This is a genomic window from Rufibacter radiotolerans (assembly GCF_001078055.1).
Lineage (GTDB): Bacteria > Bacteroidota > Bacteroidia > Cytophagales > Hymenobacteraceae > Nibribacter > Nibribacter radiotolerans.
This window is the reverse complement of record NZ_CP010777.1, coordinates 508,165-524,952: the sequence shown is the minus strand read 5'-3', so window position 1 is coordinate 524,952 and position 16,788 is coordinate 508,165. Positions and strand designations below refer to the sequence as shown.

15 protein-coding genes and 1 riboswitch are annotated in these 16,788 nt (G+C 51.3%); of the genes, 8 read left to right on the top strand and 7 right to left on the bottom strand.

Annotation, left to right across the window (positions count from 1 at the left end):
* Positions 1-42: 42 nt before the first annotated feature.
* The gene (gene aroC, locus TH63_RS02210) at positions 43-1,125 is read right to left on the bottom strand and encodes a chorismate synthase (RefSeq protein ID WP_048919492.1); all 1,083 of its coding nucleotides are present in this window, start codon (positions 1,123-1,125) and stop codon (positions 43-45) included.
* Positions 1,122-2,552: a BatD family protein gene (locus TH63_RS02205; protein WP_048919491.1), complete on the bottom strand. Its 1,431-nt coding sequence runs from the start codon at positions 2,550-2,552 to the stop codon at positions 1,122-1,124. Before TH63_RS02205 ends, aroC begins: the two co-directional genes overlap by 4 nt.
* A gap of 275 nt (positions 2,553-2,827) precedes the next feature.
* On the opposite strand from TH63_RS02205, the gene TH63_RS02200 reads away from it, so the two are divergent.
* From TH63_RS02200 to TH63_RS02190, 3 genes are all read left to right on the top strand, one after another.
* On the top strand, positions 2,828-3,586 hold the full coding sequence (locus tag TH63_RS02200) for a ferritin-like domain-containing protein (protein ID WP_048919490.1): 759 nt from the start codon (positions 2,828-2,830) through the stop codon (positions 3,584-3,586).
* A 19-nt stretch (positions 3,587-3,605) separates the two neighbouring features.
* On the top strand, positions 3,606-4,454 hold the full coding sequence (locus TH63_RS02195; RefSeq protein WP_048919489.1) for a ferritin-like domain-containing protein: 849 nt from the start codon (positions 3,606-3,608) through the stop codon (positions 4,452-4,454).
* Between the two features lie 177 nt (positions 4,455-4,631).
* Positions 4,632-4,826 (top strand): hypothetical protein, encoded by a 195-nt coding sequence (locus TH63_RS02190; protein ID WP_048919488.1) that lies wholly within the window; start codon positions 4,632-4,634, stop codon positions 4,824-4,826.
* On the opposite strand, the gene queG is transcribed toward TH63_RS02190, so the two are convergent.
* A complete protein-coding gene (gene queG / locus TH63_RS02185; protein WP_048919487.1) occupies positions 4,791-5,762 on the bottom strand; it encodes a tRNA epoxyqueuosine(34) reductase QueG in 972 nt (323 codons plus the stop codon). The two genes, TH63_RS02190 and queG, sit on opposite strands and share 36 nt — an antisense overlap.
* Before the next feature lie 737 nt (positions 5,763-6,499).
* Positions 6,500-7,543, bottom strand: coding sequence for a Holliday junction branch migration DNA helicase RuvB (gene ruvB, locus TH63_RS02175; RefSeq protein ID WP_048919485.1), 1,044 nt, complete (start codon positions 7,541-7,543; stop codon positions 6,500-6,502).
* 265 nt (positions 7,544-7,808) lie between these two features.
* Here ruvB and TH63_RS02170 point away from each other — a divergent pair, with 265 nt between their 5' ends.
* From TH63_RS02170 to TH63_RS02155, 4 genes are all read left to right on the top strand, one after another.
* Positions 7,809-8,138 (top strand): hypothetical protein, encoded by a 330-nt coding sequence (locus TH63_RS02170; protein WP_048919484.1) that lies wholly within the window; start codon positions 7,809-7,811, stop codon positions 8,136-8,138.
* Positions 8,139-8,569: 431 nt separating this feature from the next.
* Positions 8,570-9,184, top strand: a complete 615-nt coding sequence (locus TH63_RS02165; RefSeq protein ID WP_048919483.1) for a YceI family protein — start codon at positions 8,570-8,572, stop codon at positions 9,182-9,184.
* Positions 9,185-9,227: 43 nt separating this feature from the next.
* On the top strand, positions 9,228-10,559 hold the full coding sequence (locus TH63_RS02160) for a hypothetical protein (RefSeq protein WP_048919482.1): 1,332 nt from the start codon (positions 9,228-9,230) through the stop codon (positions 10,557-10,559).
* An 83-nt stretch (positions 10,560-10,642) separates the two neighbouring features.
* Positions 10,643-11,257 carry a YceI family protein gene (locus tag TH63_RS02155; protein WP_076606578.1) on the top strand — a complete coding sequence of 205 codons (615 nt, stop codon included), beginning with the start codon at positions 10,643-10,645 and terminating at the stop codon, positions 11,255-11,257.
* A gap of 223 nt (positions 11,258-11,480) precedes the next feature.
* On the opposite strand, the gene TH63_RS02150 is transcribed toward TH63_RS02155, so the two are convergent.
* Together TH63_RS02150 and TH63_RS02145 are read right to left on the bottom strand one after the other, a co-directional pair.
* A complete protein-coding gene (locus TH63_RS02150) occupies positions 11,481-12,659 on the bottom strand; it encodes an acyl-CoA dehydrogenase family protein (RefSeq protein ID WP_048919481.1) in 1,179 nt (392 codons plus the stop codon).
* A 287-nt stretch (positions 12,660-12,946) separates the two neighbouring features.
* Entirely contained in the window at positions 12,947-15,382 is a 2,436-nt protein-coding gene (locus tag TH63_RS02145; protein WP_048919480.1) for a TonB-dependent receptor, read from the bottom strand.
* A 61-nt stretch (positions 15,383-15,443) separates the two neighbouring features.
* A riboswitch (TPP riboswitch) is annotated at positions 15,444-15,541 on the bottom strand.
* Positions 15,542-15,705: 164 nt separating this feature from the next.
* On the opposite strand from TH63_RS02145, the gene TH63_RS02140 reads away from it, so the two are divergent.
* Positions 15,706-15,933, top strand: a complete 228-nt coding sequence (locus TH63_RS02140; protein WP_048919479.1) for a hypothetical protein — start codon at positions 15,706-15,708, stop codon at positions 15,931-15,933.
* Positions 15,934-16,068: 135 nt separating this feature from the next.
* Here TH63_RS02140 and TH63_RS02135 read toward each other — a convergent pair whose 3' ends face one another.
* A complete protein-coding gene (locus TH63_RS02135) occupies positions 16,069-16,782 on the bottom strand; it encodes a YceI family protein (protein ID WP_076606383.1) in 714 nt (237 codons plus the stop codon).
* Between the last annotated feature and the right edge of the window lie 6 nt (positions 16,783-16,788).

Genomic DNA, 16,788 nt, shown 5'->3' with positions numbered 1-16,788 from the left:
GCGTTTTGGGCCTGTTTTCTGGAAAACAGGCCCAAAACAGAATCAATCAATCTTATTGGCGCGTTGGCGCAGCACGAAATCTGCCAGTACCAGGGCGGCCATGGCGTCTACAATAGGCACGGCGCGGGGCAGGACGCAAGGGTCATGACGGCCTTTGCCTTGCAGCACAATCTCCTCGCCAGTCTTGTCAATGGTGGTCTGGGCCTGCAAGATAGTGGCCACTGGTTTGAACGCCACTTTAAAGTAGATGTCCTGGCCATTGGAGATGCCGCCCTGGATACCCCCGGAGTGGTTGGTGCGGGTTTTCACGTGGCCTTCCTCATCGGTGTAAAAGACGTCATTGTGCTCAGAGCCGTACATGCTTACGCCTTCAAAACCGCTGCCGTACTCAAAGCCTTTCACAGCGTTAATGCTCAGCATGGCTTTGCCCAACTCGGCGTGCAGTTTGTCAAACACCGGTTCGCCCAGCCCGGCGGGTACGCCTTTGATCACGCAGGAAACCACGCCGCCAATAGTGTCTAGTTTATCGCGGGTTTCTTCTATAAGTTTGATCATGGCCTGGGCCGTCTCTGGGTGAGGGCACCGCACAATGTTGCTGTCTACCTGGCTCAGGTCCAGCTGCGAGTAGTCTGCGGGGGCATGAATGGAGCCTACCTGTGAGACATAAGAGGTGATCTGGATGCCTTTCTGGGCCAGGAACTTCTGGGCCAGCACTCCGGCCGCCACGCGCGCCAGGGTTTCACGGGCCGAGCTTCGGCCGCCGCCGCGGTGGTCACGGGTGCCGTACTTGGCGGTGTAGGTGTAGTCTGCGTGCGAAGGCCGGAAAGCGTTCTCAATGTGGGAGTAGTCATGGCTTGCCTGATCTTTGTTATAGACGGCCAGCGCGATGGGCGTGCCCTGGGTATAACCCTGGAAAATTCCCGACAGAATCTGCACCTGGTCTTTCTCGTCACGGGGCGTGGTGATCTTTGACTGGCCCGGCCGGCGGCGGTCCAGGCCGGCCTGCAGTTCTTCTATGGTGATAGGCAGGCCCGCGGGGCAACCGTCTACAATGACGCCAACGGCCGTACCATGTGACTCCCCAAAAGTTGTGATCCGGAAAATGGACCCGTACGTGTTACTCATTTCCTCTTTAGTATGAAGATAAACAAACTAACCCCCAACATCACGGCCAACACGATATTCGTGTACAGGCGCACCTCCTTCAATTGGGTCAGACTAATCAACTGATTGCTCTCTGTGTCAGCAATATTGTAAAAATCACCCACATCTTGGGCCCTTATAAAACTATTTTGATCTTCCTGGCCCCTTACCCGCACCGTAATGCTGGGCCTTAAGGTGTCATAGCGGGCGGTAACCGGGTTAAAATACACCCACTGGAACAACTCGCGCAACGGAAACTCGCCGGCCTGTCGGCCCACTATAAAGTAGCGGAAGGTCTTGTCGCCCAGGATCCTCCCCTGCCTGATGTTTTCCTGCAGCCTGATCTCAGGTGGGTAAATCTCCAGCTTGCTAGAGACGGCAATGTTCTGGGGCAGCGGTAAGGTTTTGATGTTGCCTTCGCCCCCAATGCGTAGGTGGTACACCAGGTTCTGGTTTAAAGAGATGGTGTTGCGGGAGACCTGCTCCTCTAACCGGAACACCCCCACCGGTACCTGGTCCCGCAGGGGGTGCGGCGGCAGGGCCTTCACGTTCACGGCTTTAATCTGGGTGGCATAGGTCTTGAATTCCGGCTGGCGGTTCTGAATGAGCAAGGAAGGGTTCTTAGCGATCTTGTACTTGATCATGCGCAGGTTCACCGCCGGGAAGCTCAGGTCCTGGGGCGTGATGGGGAACAGGATGGCTTCATAGAGTTTGTAGCGGGTGAAGTCTTTGTCGCCCACTTTCACTTTCTCGGGCAGGATTTCCTCCTGGGGTACAGTCTCTTCCAGGGCGCTACGCTGCTTGAGACTGCGGATGATGCTTACAATCTGGGTCTCAAACTGGTAAAAATCCAGCAGGCCCAGGTCTGTGTCTGCCACATAAAACCAGAGTGACACCGGCACGGCCTCCCCTACATACGCGGTCTGCTTGGGCACATGCAGCGTGAGGAAGGCATTTTCCTTTACCTCCATAAACTCGGGGGCGCCAATGGGGGCAGCAGCGGCCAGTAAACTATCTACGGGGGTAGCCGTGGCCGGGACTACTGGTCCTACCTTCCCTTTGAAGCCCGGCACAGCCACGGCTTTCCCGTCTACGGTAAGGGTAAAGGGCTTTATGGCAAAGTCGCCTTCCTTTAAAGGGGCGTACTGCTGGGTAAGCGTGTACACCACAGATACCACCTTGCCCCGGGTGTAGGTGGTGGTAGAGGACTTCTGGGTGCTCTTCTGCATCCCTTCAATCTCGGGGAACCCGTCTACCTTGGTGGGCTTGGTAGCCGGGGCTTTTAAGGAAATAGTAAAATATTGGTCAATGGGAACGCTGGCCGCGCCATACTCCACGGTCAGTTCCTGGGCGGCGCAGAGGGGGGCCCAACAGAAAAGCCATAAAAGAAGGAAGAGCGCGTTTTTCATCTGTTTTCAGGAAAACGGCCTTAAAACGGCCGTTCCAATTCTTTCAAAAGTACGAATTACCAGCCAAGGCTCCCACCCTTATCCGCTCACCACGGACGCGAACAAAAAATAATCCTGCTTTTTTTGATTTTTTTTCCTCCCTTGAAATCCAGGTCTATAACTCTTGTCGTAGGTCTCGCTACTTCCGCCCAATCATGTAAAAGGCGGAAGGCAGACTCCGGGCCTTGGTTAGATTCCGGTAGCAGCATTTGTTTCACCTTCAACAAGTTAAAACTATGGCAAAAAACACCACCCCAGTTCCTGAGAAAGATACCCTCCAGGAATTGAACAATCCTTTGAACCGACGTTCCTTTCTGCGCTATACCGGTGCCGGCGTAGCTGTTTCTGCTTTGCTGCTGGCAGGTTGCGATGACGACGATGACAGCATGCCTAACACTTCTGGCAGCGTAAACCTGGGTACCGGCGACGTGGGAATCCTGAACTACGCTTACGCTCTGGAGCAACTGGAAGCCGCCTTCTACACCCAGGTGGTGGCCCATACCGCTTTCTCTACCACGTTCCCTAGCGCCCTGGAGCGCTCTATCCTGACAGACATCCGTAACCATGAGGTAGCGCACCGCGAGTTCTTCAAGGCCGCCATTCCGGCTGCTTCCAGAATTCAGGACCTTACCCCTAACTTCTCTGCCGTTAATTTCTCAGACCGCGCCTCTGTACTGGCTACCGCCAAAACGTTTGAAGACCTGGGCGTAGCCGCCTACAACGGAGCCGGGAAACTTTTCACCGATACCGGTAACGGATTGACCTACCTGACCCTGGCCGGTAAGATTGTGTCTGTGGAAGCCCGCCACGCCGCCGAGATCAGAGACCTGATCAGCAACGGAGATTTCGCCAAAGGTGACTCCGGCATTATTGCTGGCAGAATGATCGTGGATTCTAACGGACTGGATGTAGCCTTAATGCCTTCTGAGGTATTGCAGCGCGCACAGCCGTTCATCAAAGAAACCATTGTAGCTACCGGTTTACCAACACAATAATTAAAGGAGAAACAAAGCCATGAATATATTCAACGTAATAAAAGAAATTGAAAAAGTAGATCCGGAAGTATTTGAGCGCTTAGACCCTCGCCGGAACGTTTTCAAGCACTTTGCCGGCTTCGGCAAGAAACTGGCCGCCACCGCCGTTCCGTTGGCCTTTGGGTCTATGCTGAACAAAGCCTACGCCCAGACCGGTAGCAACACCGCCATTGTGGAAGTGTTGAACTTCGCCTTGACCTTAGAGTATCTGGAGTCTGAGTTCTATAAGCAAGCAGTGATTGCCGCGCCTGCAGTAGGTGCCAATGCCGCCGCCCAGGGAGCCCTTACCTTGATCAGAGACCATGAAGCCCAGCACGTGGCTTTCCTGCGTACCACCATCACCAGCTTGCAAGGCACCCCGGTAACCTTTACCGCTGCCAACTTTGACTACACCGCCAGAGGCGCTTTTGCAGATGTGTTCACTAACTACGGTACCATGCTAGCCGTTGCCCAGGCATTTGAAGACACCGGGGTACGTGCCTACAAAGGCCAGGCCGGTAATCTGGTAGCAAGCAATGCTGTACTACAGGCAGCCCTGCAGATTCACTCGGTAGAAGCCCGCCATGCGGCCCACATCCGGAGAATGCGCCGTGATGTACCTACCATTGCCGCTCCTGTAAAACCATGGATTACTTTGAAAGACAGAGGCGGTCTGCCCGCAGCTACCCAACCTATCTATGACGGGGAGGAACTAACCACACAAGCTACGGTGAACATCATTATGAACGCCAACGGCATCAATATTACCGCTGAGGCAGCCTCTGAAGCGTTTGATGAGCCCTTGACCAAAGACCAGGTATTAGCTATTGTGACTCCGTTCATCCGGTAACCAGTTACTACCCAAAAACTTAAAAGGCAATCTTTAACAGATTGCCTTTTTTTATGGTATTATTTTAAAATTTCAGTATAAATCCTTTAGACAAAAGCGCCTGTTTTGCGTATATCTTAATCCAGAAGAAGGAATCCTAACACAATACACTCACCTATACCTATTTATATAAAAGTCATGTTGGAGTACGTAAAATTAATTTTAGACAAAGTAAGCTTTGACTCTAAGTTGTTTGAGAAGGAATTGAGAAAAAGCATGCGGATGCTGGTGCGCTCAGAGTTAGAGACGCTGCGCGACTGGTGCTACAAGCGGTTCTCTTCTTCTTACAGCCCTATCTTAGACAAAGTCTTCGGGAACGTGATGGCCGCTTAACGGGGCCGGTTCATTGGCTACAAATTTCAGATTACGGGTAAGCCCGGCGTAGCCCGTGCGTTTTACAGCCGATTTTCTAAAAATTTCTCCAAACACATCCTGAGTCAGCTCCCTCCAATCCCCTGCGGAAAGGTGGAGCAACTCAGGATGTGGCTTTAACAGGGGCTCCTGATGCGGTTTACTGAACCGGTTCCAGGGGCACACGTCCTGGCAGATGTCGCAGCCAAATACCCAGTTCCCAAATTTTCCCTCTACCTCCTGCGGAATCTGGTCCTTCAACTCAATAGTGAAATAAGAGATGCATTTGCTGCCGTCTACCACGTAGGGGGTAGAAATGGCATCGGTGGGGCAGGCATCCATGCACTTGGTGCAGGTACCGCAGTAGTCTTTGATAGGCCCGTCCGGCTCCAGGTCCAGGTCCAGGATCAGCTCCGCGATGAAAAAGAAACTGCCCACCCCGGGCCTGATAAGGTTGCTGTTCTTGCCTACCCAGCCCAACCCGCTTTTCTTCGCCCATACCTTGTCCATGACCGGCGCCGAATCCACGAACACGCGTCCACCTACTTCGCCTATCTCTTCCTGAATAAACTGGTACAGGGTCTTAAGCTTGTCTTTGATGAGAAAGTGGTAGTCCTGGCCGTACGCGTACTTAGAGATCTGAAACGTGTCCTCGGGTTGGGTTTCCTCCGGGTAATAGTTCAGCAACAGACTCACCACCGATTTGGCCCCCTCTACCAGCAGGCGCGGGTCCAGGCGTTTGTCAAAGTGGTTGGCCATGTAGTGCATCTGGCCATGTTTGTTCTGGTTGAGCCAATTCTCCAACCTAGGCGCCTCCTCCTCCAGAAAATCGGCCTTGGACACCCCGCAATACATAAACCCGAGCTCCAGGGCTTTCTGCTTGATGAATTGGGTATGTTTGGGCGCGAGGTTCAGCATGGGTGTAAAGGTAATTGCCTTTCTTTCAACAAAATTGGCGGAAAAGAATTTCAGTTGCCGTAAAAATTCTGTTTTTGGGCTGTTTTTCAGAGAACAGGCCTAAAACAGAAATCATGGAAACATTGGCAGAGACACTCGTAGGAGCTGCACGCACTACTAGGTCTTCCAATTTCTTAGCTCCAAAGCTCTTCCGGATTTGCAATCCGGAAGTTCCGAAAGGGGGATTTGCAATCCCCTCCCCACGCATTGCTAAACGGGTCCAGATGCAAGACCGGCAGGCGGATTATAAATCCGCTTTTCTGGAATTCGGGATTACAAATCCCGAATAGCGCGAGTTGTTTTCTAGATAATATGTCAAAACGAAATCAAGGATTTCCAGATTTGGAATGCCGAACAACGAAGTTATTTGGTCTGTAGCGGTGTTACACTGTAACGCCGTGGTGCTTCGCAGTAATATCTTTTCAAGCTCCCAAACACTGCTTTTGCAACACTGTTTTCTGTTATAAAGACAGGTCTGTAATGATGGAGATGCCTTTGTTTCATGGAGCCACGGCGTTACAGTGTAACGCCGCTACAATTTTGCTTCCAGCTCTCTTTGCCAAAAAAAGACTTAAAGCCACCCATAAAACCACAAGGGAATCCCAAACCCATAAAAAACCCTCACCAGCTTTACAACTGGTGAGGGTGAAACACTTTTACGTTTTGATCCTGTTTTGGCCAAATGGGCTCAAAACAGCTTATTCGGCTTGGTCAAAGAGGGTGCCACTGCGCACGTGGTTGGGCGGAATTTTGCCCAGGTGGCGATAAGCGGCTTCGGTGGCTTCACGGCCGCGGCTGGTACGCTTAATGTAGCCTTCCTGGATAAGGAACGGTTCGTATACTTCTTCAATGGTCTCTGCCTCATCGCCGCAGGCGGTGGCAATGGTGGAAAGGCCCACGGGTCCGCCTTTGAATTTCTCTATGATGGTGAGTAAAATGCGTTTGTCCATCTCGTCCAGGCCGTTGTGGTCTACGTCCAGGGCATTAAGGGCGAACTTGGCAATGTCTACCGTAATGGTTCCGTCGCCTTTGATCTGCGCGAAGTCACGGGTACGGCGCAATAGGTTGTTGGCGATACGTGGCGTACCCCGGCTCCGGCGGGCAATCTCAAAGGCGGCATCCTCATGAATGGGCGAACCCAGAATCTCGGCGGAACGCTGCACAATGGAGGTCAACAGCTTGGAGTCATAGTATTCCAGCCGGGAGTTGATCCCGAAACGGGCACGCAACGGCGAGGTCAACAGACCAGACCGGGTGGTGGCGCCAATGAGCGTGAACGGGTTCAAGGAGATCTGCACCGACCGGGCGTTAGGGCCAGAGTCCAGCATGATGTCAATGCGGTAATCTTCCATGGCCGAGTACAGGTACTCCTCCACTATGGGGTTTAGCCGGTGGATCTCATCAATAAAGAGCACGTCATTGCGCTCCAGGTTGGTGAGCAGGCCGGCCAGGTCACTGGGTTTGTCCAGCACAGGGCCAGACGTTATCTTGATATTAGAGCCCAGGGAGTTGGCGATGATGTGGGACAGGGTGGTTTTACCCAGGCCCGGAGGTCCGTGCAGCAGCACATGGTCCAGCGCCTCGCCGCGCATGATGGCTGCGCCCACAAACACCTTCAGGTTCTCCACCACTTTGTCCTGGCCCGCAAAGGCGCTGAAGTCAAGGGGCCGGAGCGCCTTGTCATATTCCTTTTCGGCGGGTGAAAGGTTATCGGCTTCGCCGCTTAAATAGTCTTCTCTCATGTGTAAAATATCCTGGCGTAAAGCAAAGATTCAGTTGTAAAGATAACACATCAACCGCTAAAAACGCTCCCGGGCAGGGCGCAAAAGCCTATCTTTTTGCTATTATTTTTACTAACAGATCCTTTTAATCTAACTACATTAGCAAAATTATTCTTCGCCAGTTACTTGAGACTTTTGTTTTCAAATCATTCAATAATTGTGGACCGATTATGGCAATACCTTTGTTAGCCTTTATAGTGCCAGCCCATTTTTTTACACCACACCCATGAATATAGAAACATTCGCCTCTTTAAAAGTTATGATGGATAACCTGGAGTGCGAAGCGATTGATGAAAAAGAAGCTTTAACTGAGCTCCAGGCCCAATGCCAGGAGATTCTGCAACTTGTAGATCAGTTACGGTTCAGCAACAACTCAGCGCACGTACAGCTTGCCACCCGCCAGGCGCTGCAGTACCTTAATAGAGGAATGTCTGAGATTGACCAGAAAAAGCAGGCCTTTCAATTAGCCAAAAAAAGCGAAAAGATTGATTTAAGTGATATTTGCGGGCCTTTGCATGCTGGCTTGGAGATTATCCTGAATCTTAATTATAAATAAGCCCTTTTTCTTTCCTTTCTTCTATATGCCTTAGAAGCGTTCCTGGCAACGTCTTCCCTTTCCTCCTATTACCTTTCTTTGATTGCCTCCGGCCCTTCTACAGGCCTTTCCTTAAGGAGCAACAAAACCTTCCTTTCTCTCTCTACTCTTCTACAAAGGATACTTGCTATCTTTTATATTAACCCGTACCCTCTTTATTTTTTGGCTTGTTTCTGTAGTTGAGTCCCCTGCAAGGGCCACTATTCTATAACCACCTTACAATCTGCCATATAAAGAACCACTGCCATTTGCCAATTTGGTAGCTGTTTGCCCTTTTACTTCAATAACTGATAAACATCACCTGTCCCCCTAACTACGGTCATGTTACGCCCTTCAGTTGTGGTCTACATTTGTATCAAATAAAAGCAGTCAAAATAAAAAAACATACAGTCATGAAAACTCAGAATTTCATTTCCCGCTTAAACGTCATCCCGGCCTTTTTAGTGGCTATCCTGTTTTTTGCGCTTCCTCAGTTCTCCCAAGCCCAAACCGCTTACGGACTGGTACCTGGCAAACAGGGTTCCATTAAAGTACTAGGTACTTCTAATGTGCACGACTGGGAAATGGCCTCTACCACCATGGACAGCAAAGGCGAGTTCAAGTTTGACAGCAACAACGCCCTGCAATCTATCAGCAACTTCACGTTTACGGTAGCGGTCAAAACCATTAAGAGCGAATCTTCTTCTATGGACAGCCGCATGTACAAAGCGATCAAAGCAGAGGAGTACCCAAAAATTGTCTATAACCTGCGCTCTACCCAAGTGACTCCGGTAAGTAAAAACAAGTTCCTGGTGAAAGCCATTGGAGACCTGACCATTGCCGGTGCCAAGCAACCCATTGCCATGGATGTGAACGTGGTGGTAAACCCAGACAACACCTTAAGCATTACCGGCACTGAGAAAATAAAACAAACCGATTACAAATTGACACCTCCCAGCTTTATGGCCGGTGCTATGAAGGTAGGCAATGACCTTACCATCAAATACGCCCTCAACTATAAAAAATAAATAGTCTGACTCTTATTAAAAACCTTTCTTAAAAACCACGATTATGAAAACAAAATTTACCACCGTTATTGGCTCTCTCTTACTGGCAGGATGCTTGTTCTCTGAGACCGCCAATGCCCAAGTGTTTGGCCCGGTTTCTAACCTTCGGCCTTATGACAAAAGAGGCATCAATGTCTTTGAAGATCCTAAAGAAGACACTATAGCGTTTGATGGCCTTAGATTAATGTTTGGAGCGGGCTTTACCCAGTCTTTCCAGGGGTTGAAGCACAGCAACACCCCAAACAATGCCTCTAACAACCTGTACAAAATGACGCCTGGCTTTAACACCGCCAACGCCAACCTGTTCATGGACGTGCAACTGGCAGACGGTATCAGACTGAACTTAACCAGCTACCTGTCTAGCCGTCACCACAATGAGACCTGGGTAAAAGGCGGATACATCCAGTTTGATAAACTGCCTTTCAAAGGCCAGATTTGGGATGATATCATGTCTGTGACTACCATTAGAGTGGGCCACATGGAGATCAACTACGGAGACCAGCACTTCCGGCGCTCAGACGGGGGTAACACTATCTACAACCCGTTTGCAGAAAACTACATCATGGATGCCTTTACCACTGAGATTGGCGGTGAGGTGCTGGTTAGAAAGAACGGATTCTTAGGCTTAGTGGGTGCTACCAACGGTATGATCAAAGGGAACATTGATGAACTGACACCAACTCCGCAAGATGACAACACCCGTAAGTCTCCGGCCGTTTATTTCAAAGCCGGTGTAGACAAAGACGTAATGGATAATGTGCGCGTACGCTTAACTGGTTCTTACTACATGAACAACAGCTCCGGCGGCCAGACCCTTTACGCCGGTGACCGTACCGGTTCTAACTACTTCATGGCATTGGAAAGAGTAGGAAGCACCGCCAGTGCCCAGTTCTCTTCTGGTAGATTTAACCCAGGTTTCAGCAAAAAAGTAGATGCCTTACAGTTCAACGGATTTGTAAAAGCCAGTGGCCTGGAGTTCTTTGGTACCTATGAAAGAGCCAATGGTAGAACTAAATCTGAAACCAGTGAAAGAAAAGCCAGCCAATACGCTGCTGACCTGATCTACAGATTCGGTCCTTCTGAGAACGTCTTCGTAGGAGCCCGTTACAACAAAGTGAAAGCCAGACCAGCCAACGTGACCGGTGCTGCGCCTATCACTTACACTGAAGACATTAGCATTGACCGCAAAGCCCTGGGTGCCGGCTGGTTCCTGACCAGAAACATCTTACTGAAAGGTGAATATGTGATCCAGGAATACAACAAGTTCCCAACCGCTGACCTTCGTCACAACGGTGAGTTCAAAGGCTATGTGATCCAGGCGGTAGTAGGCTTCTAAAAGTGATAATGTAATCTTACCAAAAGCTGGGTGGGGGTGGTACTTCCGCCCAGCTTTTTACTAAAACAGAAAATCAAATGGCTATGCGTAGTAGAAACTTATTTGTATGGTGTCTGCTTCCTTTGGTCCTTACCACGCTGGCAGCCTGGGCCCCCACAAGCAAAGGGTACAACAGTGCAAAATGGGTCATTAGCGCCAGCAGCAATCTGCGTGTGAACGGTAGTACCAACGTCAATAAATTTGTCTGCGAGATCAACGGATATGACCAGGTAGACACCCTCTCTGTCATGGAGAACAGCAAAATGGTGAAGCTGTGGGGAAGCCTGAACCTGGACATTGAGAACTTTGACTGCCATAACCCAGTCATGACCCGCGACCTCCAGAAAACCCTGAAAGCCAAACAGTATCCGCAGCTTTGCATTAATTTTCTGTCTTTGAACAAGTTTCCGGAGCTTAGCCGCAAGCCAGAGCACATTACCGGCTGGGTAGACATAGACTTGGCCGGGGTACGCAAACGGGTGGAGGTTACCTACAAAATATCTGTAGACGCCAACAAGAACATTCACCTGATTGGCGAGCGCGAGGTAAAGTTCTCTGATTTCAACCTGGTGCCGCCCACCAAATTCAAGGGGATGGTGCAGACCAAAGAAAACCTGAACATTACCTTCCACCTGCAACTCAAGCCCATTGCTTCTTAACCCTTTACAGGAAAAGGCGTTTTAAGGCTGTTTTCTGAAAAACAGGCCCAAAACGCCAACACCTACTAATCTACTTTCTAGCGGACATTCACTCAAGGCATCTGGCGAAACGGGTGCCTTTTTTGTTGCTCAAAGCAGAGCCCATAAGAAAAGGCAGCCACGTTCCCGCAACTGCCTCTCCCCTATTCTTTCGTTCTATCAACGAACAACTAATCACTAACAACTATTTAAACGCCTGTATACCGGTAATGTCTGCGCCGGTAATGAGCAGGTGAATGTCATGGGTGCCCTCATAGGTGATTACGCTTTCCAGGTTCATCATGTGGCGCATGATAGGGTACTCGCCGGTAATGCCCATGCCGCCATGGATCTGCCGCGCCTCACGGGCGATGTGCAGGGCCATGTCCACGCTGTTGCGCTTGGCCATGGAAATCTGCTGGGTGGTGGCCTTTCCTTCGTTCTTCAAAACCCCTAACTGCCAAACCATCAACTGGGCTTTGGTGATTTCGGTGACCATCTCGGCCAGTTTCTTCTGAATAAGCTGGAAACCGGCAATGGGCTTGTCAAACTGAATGCGCTGCTTGGCATAGTTGAGGGCCGACTGGTAGCAGTCAATAGCGGCCCCAATGGCGCCCCAGGCAATGCCGTACCGGGCTGAGTCCAGGCAACCCAACGGGCCTTTCAGGCCATCCACGTTTGGCAGCAGGTTTTCTTTGGGCACTTTCACATTGTCAAACACCAACTCGCCGGTGCAGGAAGCGCGCAAGCTCCATTTATTGTGGATCTCTGGGGTAGTGAAGCCTTCCATGCCGCGCTCTACAATCAGGCCTTTAATGCGACCCTGCTCGTTTTTGGCCCAAACTACCGCCACCTGGCACTCAGGGGAATTAGAGATCCAGAGCTTAGAGCCGTTGAGCAGGTAATGGTCGCCCATGTCTTTTATGTTGGTCACCATGCCGCCCGGGTTAGACCCGAAGTCAGGCTCGGTCAGTCCAAAGCAGCCCAGCCATTCACCGCTGGCGAGTTTGGGCAGGTATTTCTTGCGCTGCTCCTCAGAGCCGTAAGCATAGATGGGGTACATCACCAAAGAACCCTGCACTGAAGCCGTAGACCGCATACCGCTGTCGCCGCGCTCAATCTCCTGCATGATAATGCCGTAGCTGATGTAATCCAGGCCACCGCCGCCGTACTCCGTGGGGATGGTTGGACCAAACGCGCCTACTTCGCCAAACTTAGGCACAATCTCACTGGGGAAATGCGCGTCCTGGGCCCATTTTTCTATGTTAGGCGAGATCTCGCGTTTCACGAATTCCCGCATAGACTGCCTGATGAGCTTGTGCTCTTCAGTAAGCAGATCATCTATATTGAAATAATCTGGAGCAACGGAATTGTCTGTAGCCATAGTTGTAAGGTTAACGCCCTTTCGGGAAAATGTCTTCTCCCAAACTTAACAAGAATCTGGGCGTGCGCCAACACTTGTTAGCAAACAATGTAACTGCCAGAAGGGGTTTTCTGTTTTGGAGCTGTTTTCCGGAAAACAGCTCCAAAACAGAAAAGAAATGCGTGGTAGAGACAAGGCAGTGTCTTGTCTCTACGGTTCCCCCTGAATCACCAAGCCCATAAACAGAAATTCCCGGTAGTGCCAACTACCGGGAATTTCTGTTTATGGGCTGTTTTCTGAAAAACGGGCTAAAAACGCAGACTTACCTGCGCCAGGAAATTGCGGGGCGCCTGCGGGAAGTAGTAATTGTAATCGTAGCGGGTGTTGTCACCTGAGTAAAGCTCGGTGAAGGTATAGCCGTTGGCTTCATACCGCTTATTGAAGACGTTGTTCAGCAAGAAACCTACCTCCACTTCCTTCATCCAGGCCACGGGCTGGAAGCGGTAAAACACGCGGGCATCGCCTACGCCATAAGGGGCTATGCGGCGCTCCTGGCTGGCGGTGTTGTCCAGGAACTGCTCACTTACGGTCTTATATTGGAACTGAAACCGCAGTCCGGTCAATGGCTGCACCTCCAACTGGTTAGACGTGACCAAGCTTGGGGAATAGGCAATGGTGGTCTCTTCATACTCATTCACCACCACATCCTCTGGGTTGTAGTCAATGGCCAGCACCTCTGTGAAGTTTTGAATGCGGTTGCGGCTCAGGGCCAGGTTGGAGGTGAACTTGGCTATTTGGCCCAGCCCCAGGCCGGCCGAAAGCTCTACGCCCGTGCGGTAGCTTTTGTCAATATTGGTTCTCAGGGCCGTGCCTACGTCATTTATCTTTCCGGTGAGCACCAGCTGGTCTTTGTAGTCCATGTAAAAATAGGTGAGATCAGCGGTAAGGAGCAGCGGGGTGCCGTTGAGGTTACCCACCGGCTGGTTCAGGCGGTACCCGGCCTCATAGTCCAGCAGGCGCTCAGGTTTGGCCCGGTCTGTGGACGGGCGATCGGTGAAATCTGAGCGGGTGGGCTCGCGGTGACTTACCGCCACCGAGGCATACAGGTTCTGCTGCGGCGTGATGCCGAAGGTGACGCCCGCTTTGGGATTAAAGAAGGAGTAACTGGCTTTGGTGGTCACATCACGGAGGTCATCATCCATTCCGTTCACGGTATAGTCAATGGTACGAATCTGGGCATCACCGAAGAAGCCTAACTGCTCCGTGGCCTGTAGCATGAGCTTGGCAAAGACGTTGAAATCTGTTTTCTCGGCGCTGTTGTCATAGTACCGGTGCCTAATCTCTGACGAGGAAGCGTACCGCGCCCAGATCACCTCGCCAAAGTGGTCGCCGGCGTAACGGTTCCAGCCGCCGCCCAAGATCCCAGACAGCTTACCTTTGCCGTTGTACTGCAAGGAATAGGTGGTGCCGTAGAAATCATTGTCCAGCCACTTGCGGCGCACCAGATCACTTCTGGAGATGGTGGTGCCGCCAATGGCGACCGGGGCAATGCCATAGCCAGAAAAGCGGGCGTTCACCTTGTACTGCTCATAGAAACCCTGGCCTTTGGTGTAGTGCAGGGCCGCGTTCAAAGACAGTTCCGGCGAAAACTCATGGGCGTAATGCAGCTGGTAATGGTTCTGAGCGTAGTCATCTACCTCATTGTCATAGGGATCTTTGCGCTTGCCATAGTCGGTGCCCGCGGAGTTGAAGGTGCGGTTGGTTTCCAGCATGTCCTGGGGCACGCCGTTCCAGGCCTGGTAGGTCACTTCCTTGCCGCCAAAGATGACCACCTTGAGCAGGTCTTTGGTGCCGTAGTAACCCCCGGAAAGGTAAAAGGATTTGAGGTCTGAGGTGGCGCGGTCAATATAGCCATCAGAAGAAACCCGTGACAGACGCCCGTCTACGGCAAACTTACCGCCCAGCAAGCCGGTGCCAAACTGCACGTTGTTTTTCCAGGTGTTGTAAGACCCATAGGCATTATCTGTGCGGGCATAGGCCTCTGGGCGGGCGTCCTGGGTCTGCAGGTTCAGGCTGGCGCCGAAAGCCCCGGGTCCGTTGGAAGAGGTACCTACCCCGCGCTGCACCTGCACGTCCTGCAAAGAAGAGGCGAAATCTGGCATGTTCACAAAGAAAACCCCGTGGCTCTCGGCATCATTCACCGGTATGCCGTTCACGGTCACGTTGATGCGGGTAATGTCAGAGCCCCGTATGCGCATGCTGGTGTAGCCCACGCCGGCGCCGGCATCTGAGTTGGTCACCAGGGAAGGGGTGTTTTCCAGCAGGTACGGTAAGTCCTGGCCAAAATTGCGGTCCTCCAGTTCCTGCTTGCTCACGTTGGAGTAGGTAGTACCGGTTTTCTCGTTGGCGCGGGTGGCGGTCACCAGAACTTCTTTGCTGGCCACGCTGGTGCGGGTGAGGGCCAGGTCAAGGGTCTGGGAGCTTTGCAGCTGCACGGTTTGCTTTACAGGTGCATAACCCAGGTAGCTTACCTGCACGGTGTATTCACCAGCGGGTAGGTTAGGCAGGGTGTAGCGGCCGGCGGCATCTGTGGCGGTGGCGCGGTTGCCCGGCGAGACAGAAACGGTGCTACTGATTAATGGAGATTGGGTGGCGGCATCTGTGATGCGGCCAGACAGCGTGATCTGCGCCATGGAAAGCCACGGCAACAGGCAGCCCGCTAAGAGGGCCAGTACTTTTTTCATGGGTAAGTGATGAAAATTGGTAAAACATACAGAAGCCACCAGGGGCCGGTACTTCCACTTGTTTTGTTTCCCTTGTTTTTCCCTTCGCCGGCATTACCCGTGTCAGGTTCAATGGGTATGATCTCAGCCCGTTATCTTAAGGCACCCCTAAACTGAGACAAAACTACACCCCCCTTTCGGCAAAACCTACCCCCTTGCTAAGTTTGTTAATTTTTTTCCCCCAGGGGCTAACATAGCATGACGCCAATACGTTGAAACAAGAAGTGACACCGGGTAGAAAATGACTGTGAATGTGATGTGAGACTTCTAATGCCTTTGATCTTATGATGATCGTATACACCTTGGCGATGTTCGCCTTGATAGCTTTCCTTGCGTTGGCACCGCGTAAAAGAATAAGCGTGCCCCCGCAAGATGATAATGACGATGACGGAGGTGAGCCGCTCAATGACGGTTTACCCGATCTGGACCTTCCGCCGGGCATTTGCCTGCCTATCAATGATTGGGAACCCGACTATAACCGTACCCCGGTAAGAAGCACCCCACTAGTCTAGCTGTCTTCCTGCGTAAATGATAAAACCCGAAAGCCTGGTCTCAGAACCAAGCTTCCGGGTTTTATATTTTTACCCCAATAAAAAAATCTACCGGAAGCAAGGGAGCCTCCGGCGGATTTCTTCATTACGTGAGCCTTATGAACGGGCTACTTTTTCTTTCTTGTCTGCTTTCTTGTCTTTTTTGGCCGCCACTTGCTCTTTGGCTACCAGTTCCAGCTGCAATTCTACGTCATCCTGAATGGCTTTGTCGCCGAGGTTCTCAAAGAAGTTACCAGACCGGAATTTGATATCCCACTTGGTGCGGTCAAACTTAAGGGTGGCCTTAGTGGTAGCCACACCTTTTTTAACGATTACCAGCGCTGGGAAAGAAATCTCATTACTAATGCCTTTAATAGTTAAGGTACCGGTTACGGTGTAATTGGCCGTGCCCGCCTTGGCATTTTGCTTAGGCGCCAGGTTAGTGATGGCAAACGAGGCGGTAGGGTTCTTCTCTACCGAGAAGAAATCATCTGAGCGCAGGTGCTTCACCAGTCTTTCATTAGAACCGCCCTGCAGGTCATTACAGGTAATGGTGGTCATGTCCATGATGAAGGTACCGCCGCGCAGATTGAATCTGTCAAACAGCATAGAACCGGTGGCTAGTTTAATGTTGCCGGTATGCTCCCCCCCTACCTTGCGGCCTATCCAGGTGATTTTACTTTCCTCCATGCTCACTTTGTAGCTCTGCAGGTTTTCTGCCTTGGCAGAAGAGACTGTTTGTTTTGTAGTGACGGCACCCGGGGTAGCCATTTGAAAAGCCGAAACACCGACAGCGGCAGCTACCAGCGCAGATAGTAAGAATTTTTTCATGGAAGT

Coding starts and splice junctions, on each gene's coding strand:
- aroC (WP_048919492.1), bottom strand. CDS start 1,125: ATGAGTAACACGTACGGGTCCATTTTCCGGATCACAACTTTTGGGGAG.
- TH63_RS02205 (WP_048919491.1), bottom strand. CDS start 2,552: ATGAAAAACGCGCTCTTCCTTCTTTTATGGCTTTTCTGTTGGGCCCCC.
- TH63_RS02200 (WP_048919490.1), top strand. CDS start 2,828: ATGGCAAAAAACACCACCCCAGTTCCTGAGAAAGATACCCTCCAGGAA.
- TH63_RS02195 (WP_048919489.1), top strand. CDS start 3,606: ATGAATATATTCAACGTAATAAAAGAAATTGAAAAAGTAGATCCGGAA.
- TH63_RS02190 (WP_048919488.1), top strand. CDS start 4,632: ATGTTGGAGTACGTAAAATTAATTTTAGACAAAGTAAGCTTTGACTCT.
- queG (WP_048919487.1), bottom strand. CDS start 5,762: ATGCTGAACCTCGCGCCCAAACATACCCAATTCATCAAGCAGAAAGCC.
- ruvB (WP_048919485.1), bottom strand. CDS start 7,543: ATGAGAGAAGACTATTTAAGCGGCGAAGCCGATAACCTTTCACCCGCC.
- TH63_RS02170 (WP_048919484.1), top strand. CDS start 7,809: ATGAATATAGAAACATTCGCCTCTTTAAAAGTTATGATGGATAACCTG.
- TH63_RS02165 (WP_048919483.1), top strand. CDS start 8,570: ATGAAAACTCAGAATTTCATTTCCCGCTTAAACGTCATCCCGGCCTTT.
- TH63_RS02160 (WP_048919482.1), top strand. CDS start 9,228: ATGAAAACAAAATTTACCACCGTTATTGGCTCTCTCTTACTGGCAGGA.
- TH63_RS02155 (WP_076606578.1), top strand. CDS start 10,643: ATGCGTAGTAGAAACTTATTTGTATGGTGTCTGCTTCCTTTGGTCCTT.
- TH63_RS02150 (WP_048919481.1), bottom strand. CDS start 12,659: ATGGCTACAGACAATTCCGTTGCTCCAGATTATTTCAATATAGATGAT.
- TH63_RS02145 (WP_048919480.1), bottom strand. CDS start 15,382: ATGAAAAAAGTACTGGCCCTCTTAGCGGGCTGCCTGTTGCCGTGGCTT.
- TH63_RS02140 (WP_048919479.1), top strand. CDS start 15,706: ATGATGATCGTATACACCTTGGCGATGTTCGCCTTGATAGCTTTCCTT.
- TH63_RS02135 (WP_076606383.1), bottom strand. CDS start 16,782: ATGAAAAAATTCTTACTATCTGCGCTGGTAGCTGCCGCTGTCGGTGTT.